The sequence below is a fragment of the Flavivirga algicola genome (assembly GCF_012910715.1).
Lineage (GTDB): Bacteria > Bacteroidota > Bacteroidia > Flavobacteriales > Flavobacteriaceae > Flavivirga > Flavivirga algicola.
Map to the genome: position 1 here is coordinate 341,018 of NZ_JABBHF010000005.1, position 6,643 is coordinate 347,660.

The 6,643-nt window shown below is 32.5% G+C and carries 6 protein-coding genes; all 6 read left to right on the forward strand.

What is annotated here, in order from left to right:
- The first annotated feature begins 39 nt into the window (after positions 1-39).
- Positions 40-1,311 (forward strand): DUF2851 family protein, encoded by a 1,272-nt coding sequence (locus HHX25_RS11000; RefSeq protein WP_169673098.1) that lies wholly within the window; start codon positions 40-42, stop codon positions 1,309-1,311.
- 121 nt (positions 1,312-1,432) lie between these two features.
- A complete protein-coding gene (locus HHX25_RS11005) occupies positions 1,433-1,660 on the forward strand; it encodes a PspC domain-containing protein (RefSeq protein WP_169673100.1) in 228 nt (75 codons plus the stop codon).
- Between the two features lie 18 nt (positions 1,661-1,678).
- Positions 1,679-2,704: a potassium channel family protein gene (locus HHX25_RS11010; RefSeq protein WP_169673102.1), complete on the forward strand. Its 1,026-nt coding sequence runs from the start codon at positions 1,679-1,681 to the stop codon at positions 2,702-2,704.
- Between the two features lie 107 nt (positions 2,705-2,811).
- Positions 2,812-4,422, forward strand: coding sequence for an alanine/glycine:cation symporter family protein (locus HHX25_RS11015; protein WP_169673104.1), 1,611 nt, complete (start codon positions 2,812-2,814; stop codon positions 4,420-4,422).
- Positions 4,423-4,432: 10 nt separating this feature from the next.
- Complete coding sequence (locus HHX25_RS11020; protein WP_169673106.1) at positions 4,433-5,311, forward strand: ComEA family DNA-binding protein; 879 nt, start codon at positions 4,433-4,435, stop codon at positions 5,309-5,311.
- Positions 5,312-5,433: 122 nt separating this feature from the next.
- Positions 5,434-6,603 (forward strand): acyl-CoA dehydrogenase family protein, encoded by a 1,170-nt coding sequence (locus HHX25_RS11025; protein ID WP_169673108.1) that lies wholly within the window; start codon positions 5,434-5,436, stop codon positions 6,601-6,603.
- Positions 6,604-6,643 lie beyond the last annotated feature (40 nt).

A 6,643-nucleotide genomic window follows, 5' to 3' on the forward strand; every position in this document is an offset into this window, starting at 1 on the left:
ATTGTTTGAATTAGACTACGTAATTTTTATTTTAGCCATATGCAAGAAGATTTTTTACATTACATCTGGAAACATAAAAAAATTCAAATAAATAAACTTAAAACAGCAAACGGTGAGACAATTATAGTCAATACTGTAGGGCATCATAATTTAAATTCTGGTCCAGATTTTTTTAATGCACAACTCACTATAGGAAACCAGTTGTGGGCGGGAAATGTAGAGATTCATTTAAAATCATCTGATTGGTTTTTACATAATCACGAAAAAGATAAAGCATACGACAATGTTATTTTACATGTAGTTTGGGAGCATGATACAGATGTTTTTAGAAAAGATCAGACAATAATCCCCACTTTGGAGTTAAAAGGCTTTATAAGTGAAGGTGTTTTAGATAATTATGAAAAACTCTTTTTCAAGCCCAATAAATGGATTAATTGTGAGTACGATTTTGCTAGTAGCGATGATTTTGTATTAAATAATTGGTTAGAGCGTTTGTATTTAGAGCGTTTAGAACGAAAAACAAAAGAAATAGAAGCGCTTCTAACAGCATCAAAAAATGATTGGGAAGCGGTTTTGTTTAAAATGTTGGCAAAGAATTTTGGACTTAAGGTAAACGGGGATTCGTTTTTTAGTTTGGCAAAATCTATTGATTTTTCAATACTCAGAAAATCCCAATCAGATCAACAAACTTTAGAAGCACTACTCTTCGGACAATCAGGTTTGCTAAATCAGGAGACCGAAGAACCTTACTCCATAAGCCTTGTCAAGGAATACCAATTTTTAAAACAAAAGTTTAAATTGGAAAATACTCATGTACTACCATGTTACTTTTTTAGATTGCGGCCATCAAATTTTCCAACGATTAGATTGTCTCAATTGGCGAGTTTATATTACGAGCATCAAAATTTGTTTTCAGAAATTTTAGAAACAAACCATTTAGATCATTATTATAAATTATTAAAAGTATCGACGTCAAAGTTTTGGGAAACACATTATACGTTTCAAAAAAAATCAAAATTATCTAAAAAAGTACTTACAAAACCATTTATGGATTTATTATTAATTAATACCATTCTACCTCTTAAATTTTGTTATGCGAAGCAAAAAGGTGAAATCATTAATTCTGATATTATAAAAATTGCTGTTTCAATTACTTCAGAAAAGAATAGTATAATTGATGCGTTCAATAATTTAAAAAAAGTATCGAAATCGGCATTAGATTCACAAGCACTTATTCAGCTTAAAACAGCATATTGTGATAAAAATAAATGCTTGCAATGTGCAGTTGGAAATGCTTTAATCATTAAATAATAATAGTTTTTTTAGGAAGTTTTCGAAGATTCATGAAGACAATGATTTATAAATAAAATCAATGAATAAAGTGGAAATCTAAAAAATATAATTTTGTTAAATTTTATATTTAAATTGCAGCATGAATTATATCTATAAACCATTATTGTTTTTTCAAAAACATGGCTATTATGTTTGTCAGCGTATAGCAGATAGATTGGGTATTAGAGCTAAGGTAGTTAGAACTACATTTATGTATTTAACGTTTGTCACTGTTGGTTTTGGTTTTGCACTATATTTATTTTTAGCTTTCTGGATAAAAATTAAAGATGTAGTTTATACGAAACGTACATCGGTTTTCGACTTATAATTAGATTTGGTATAACCCATGAGTCCACTTATAAAGTTTTTTAGAACTAAAATATATACAGCAGTGTTTTTATTAGTAGTTATTTTACTAATAGGCGTTGCAGGGTATAAAACGATATCTGGTTATTCATGGATTGATGCGGTTTATATGACCGTAATTACTATGACAACTGTTGGGTTTGGTGAAGTGGTTCCCCTTGATAATCAATCAAAAATTTTTACTATATTTTTAATACTTGCCAGTATAGTTATTGTTGGGTATGCACTTTCAATAATTACAGAATATATTTTGAGCAAAAACGATGTTGAAGAATTAATACAAAAGAAGATGCAAAAAAAGATCGATAGTTTTAAGGGGCACATAGTTATTTGTGGTTATGGCAGGAATGGTAAACAGGCAGCTAGAAAGCTTTTAGCATATGAAAAGGAATTTGTAGTTATAGAAAAAGATAAAGAAATGGAGGAGCGTTTGCAGATGGATGAAGTACCATATGTTATTGGGAACGCCAATGAAGATGAGACCCTAATGCAGGCAGGAATTGATAAAGCCTCTTGTTTAATATCTGCTTTACCAAACGATGCTGATAATTTATTTGTAGTGCTTTCAACCAGGCAATTAAATAAGTCTATCAATATTATAAGCAGAGCCTCATTGGAAACATCTTATGATAAATTAAAATTGGCTGGGGCAAATAATGTTATTTTGCCCGATAAAATTGGTGGCGACCATATGGCATCTTTGGTTGTAATTCCTGGCTTGATGGAGTTTGTTGATAATTTGTCAATCGTTGGTAAATCGAATATTAATATAGAAGAAGTAGCTGTTGAAAAACTATATAGGGATAATATGAAGGAAGCCAGAACTATTAAAGACTTAGACCTTCGCAAAAAAACAGGTTGTACTGTTATTGGGTATAAAGATGAAAAAGGTGAATATCTGGTAAACCCTGAGGCTGAACTAGAATTAGCAGCAAATTCTAAAATTATTGTTTTGGGTAGACCAGAACAAATAGATGCTCTTAATTCCGAATACAATATAGATTAAAGATTTTTTGATTTTAACAACCATTGTTTTAAAAAATCATTTTTTTTTAGCATCTTGCTAGCTTTTAATACGAATTTTTCAATAAAAATAATAAATACAATTTTTCTATGAAGAAATTTCTTCTTTCAATATGCGCTTTAATACTACCGTTTTTAACATTTGCACAAGAGGCTGTCGAAAAAGGACTAGATCAAAGAATTGATGAAGGGTTTAAGCCCGTTTCAGACTTTTTTAGTAGTGTCATATTTTTTAAGGTTTGGACAGACCCGGATATTCCATTTGTGTTATTGCTTTTAGTTGGAAGTGCTGCTTTCTTTACGATCTACTTTGGGTTTCCTAATTTAAAGTATTTTGGAAAAGCTATTAATACGGTAAGAGGAAAATATGATGAAATAGAAGGAGGGCATAAAGCTGCCGATACACCGATGACTATAGATGGAGATATACGCGATACGATTCGTGATGAAAGCCAAGAAGGAGAAGTGAGTCATTTTCAGGCTTTAGCTACAGCAGTTTCTGGTACTGTGGGTAATGGAAATATAGCAGGGGTTGCTTTAGCAATTGCACTAGGAGGTCCTGGAGCAACGTTTTGGATGATTATATGTGGTTTGCTAGGGATGTCTACTAAGTTTGTGGAGTGTACTTTAGGAGTTCAATATAGAGATGTTGGAGAAGACGGTACAGTTTACGGTGGCCCCATGTATTATATTACTAAAGGACTTAAGGAGAGAGGGTTTTCTGTATTAGGAAAAGTAGCTGCTGTACTTTTCGCTATATTTTGCATAGGTGGATCGTTTGGAGGCGGTAATGCGGCTCAGTCTAATCAGGCAACGGTTGTTCTTAAAGAACTTATGGGGCTGGAAAGCACAAGTGCAGGAGCTGTTATTGGTTTATTGATGGCTATACTGGTGGGGATCATTATAATAGGAGGTATTAAAAGAATAGCTTCGGTTACAGAAAAAGTTGTGCCTTTTATGGCTGTGCTATATATTGTAGCGTGTCTATATATAATTTTAAGTAACTTTTCTTTAATAGATGATGCTTTCGGATTGATATTCACAGAGGCGTTTAACCCTAGAGCTATTGGTGTAGGTGGTGTAATTGGAGTTTTGCTTGTTGGTTTTAAACGTGCTGCTTTTTCAAACGAAGCAGGGGCTGGTTCTGCATCTATTGCGCATTCAGCAGTAAAAACTAAATATTCAGCTTCAGAAGGTTTGGTGGCATTACTAGAACCGTTTATTGATACCGTTGTAATTTGTACTATGACAGCTTTAGTTATTGTGATCTTTAATACTGGTGGTGTATTTGAATATGGTGGCGATGGTACAGGAGGAGTCATGATTGATGGTATGCGTTACGAAGGCGCAGGAATAACGTCACAAGCATTCGCACAATACATACCTTATTCTAATGTGTTTTTAACAATTGCTGTTGTACTGTTTGCAGTTTCTACAATGATTTCATGGTCTTATTATGGACTACAATCTTGGAAATTTTTGTTTGGTAGAGGTAAGGTAGCCGATTTAACCTATAAGCTTTTATTCTTATTGTTTGTTATTATTGGAGCAGCAGCTAGTATGAAATCAATTTGGGATTTCTCAGATGCCATGATTTTTGCCATGGTATTCCCTAATATGGTTGGGTTATATTTCCTATTCCCTGTAGTTAAAAAGCAATTAAAAAGATATTTAGATGCTATAAAAGCAGCCAAGGCATAAGCAATTTTATATGCAGAATTTTAAATCCCATTTCATGTTTTCTAAAGAACAACGAAATGGGATTCTTTTATTAATACTACTTATAATTGGGTTGCAATGTGTTTATCATTTTGTGGATTTTTCGACAGAAGATATTTTAATTAATGAAGTAGAGTTTGCCAAGTTTAATGAAGAACTCGATTCGCTTAGATTATTGAAACTTGAAGAAAACAAACCTAAAATATATCCTTTTAATCCAAATTATATAACAGATTTTAAAGGAGCGTCCTTAGGAATGTCCAATAAAGAAATTGATAGGTTATTGGCTTTTAGAAAGCAAAATAAGTGGGTTAATTCAGCAAAACAATTTCAAGAAGTTACTAAAGTATCCGATTCGCTTTTAGATCGGATATCACCATATTTTAAATTTCCAGAATGGGTTACAAATCCTAAACCAAAACAAGTTTCAGTTTTTAATCATACTAACAACTTAATAACCTTTGCTCAAAAACAAGACTTAAATAAAGTAACAGCGCAACAACTACAAAAAATAAATGGCATAGGGAGTGTTCTTTCACAGCGTATTATAAGATTTAGAAATAAATTTATTGGAGGCTTTATTGATGATGTACAGCTTCAAGATGTATACGGATTAACTCCAGAAGTTATTGAACGAATAACAAACAATTTTACCGTGAAGACACCAAGAAAAATTCATAAAATCAACATAAATGCAGCTACTGTAGATGACTTGGTAACTATTCAACACATAGATTACGATTTAGCTCATAATATCATAGAGCAACGTAATTTAATAGAAGGATATAAATCCTTGGGTGGATTAAAAAAAGTAAAAGACTTTCCAGTAAATAAAATCGATATAATTAAATTATATTTGTCGCTCGATTGAAAAATAGCCACGTTTAAGAAATGTGTATTAACTTGGAGTTGTTAATGATAAAGAAAGGTTAATTATAAATAACACCTGCAAGCAAGCAGATCTAACCGATAAAGAATAATAAATTTTAATAAATGAATAGTATGTACTTCACCGAAGAGCATAATCTTTTTAGAAAAAGTCTTCAAGATTTTTTAAAGAAAGAAGTAGTTCCTCATATAGAAAAATGGGAAAAAACAGGAACTATAGATAGGTTTATTTGGAAAAAGTTTGGTGATATGGGTTTTTTCGGTATAAATTACCCAGAAGTCTATGGTGGAATGAGCCTAGATTTATTCTATACAGTGATACTTCTTGAAGAACTTCAAAAAATAAACTCAGGCGGTTTTGCTGCTGCTATTTGGGCTCATGTGTATTTAGCAATGACGCATCTAAATGCAGAAGGAGATGAAGCCATCAAACAAAAATATTTAGCACCAAGTATAGCAGGAGATAAAATAGGGTGCTTATGTATTACTGAGCCTTTTGGGGGTAGTGATGTGGCAGGAATGCGAACAACGGCAGTGAAGGAAGGTGACCATTATATTATTAACGGATCAAAAACCTTTATTACAAATGGTGTATACAGCGATTATTTAGTGGTAGCAGCAAAAACAAACCCAGAATTAGGAAACAAAGGCGTTAGTATATTTGTAATAGATAGAGAAGCAGATGGCGTATCGGCAACGAAATTAGATAAATTAGGGTGGAGAGCATCAGATACTGGAGAAATAGCATTTGATAATGTTAAAATACCAGCATCGAATTTAATGGGAGAAAAAAATAAAGGGTTTGCCTATATATTACAACATTTTTCATTAGAACGTTTAATTATGGGGGTTAACGCCCATGCACGTGCAGAATATGCCTTAGAGTATGCATTGGGATATATGTCTGAACGTCAGGCTTTTGGAAAGACAATAGATGAATTTCAAGCATTAAGGCATAATATTTCAGACCTATATACCGATATGGAAATCTGTAAAGAGTTTAATTATTCGGTTGCTTATAGATTGAATAAAGGCGAGTATGTTGTTAAAGAAGCTTCCATGTCCAAATTAAAGTCAACAAAAATGGCGGACGATGTTATTTATCAATGTCTTCAGTTTTTAGGAGGCTATGGCTATATGGAAGAATATCCAATGGCAAGACTTCTAAGAGATAGCAGATTAGGTCCAATTGGTGGTGGTACCTCTGAAATCCTTCGTGAGATTATCGCCAAAATAGTCATAGATAAGAAAGAATATAGGCCAGTAGTAGAATAGTTGGTAGGTGTTTTGGCGAAAATAACAAAAGGATTATCGC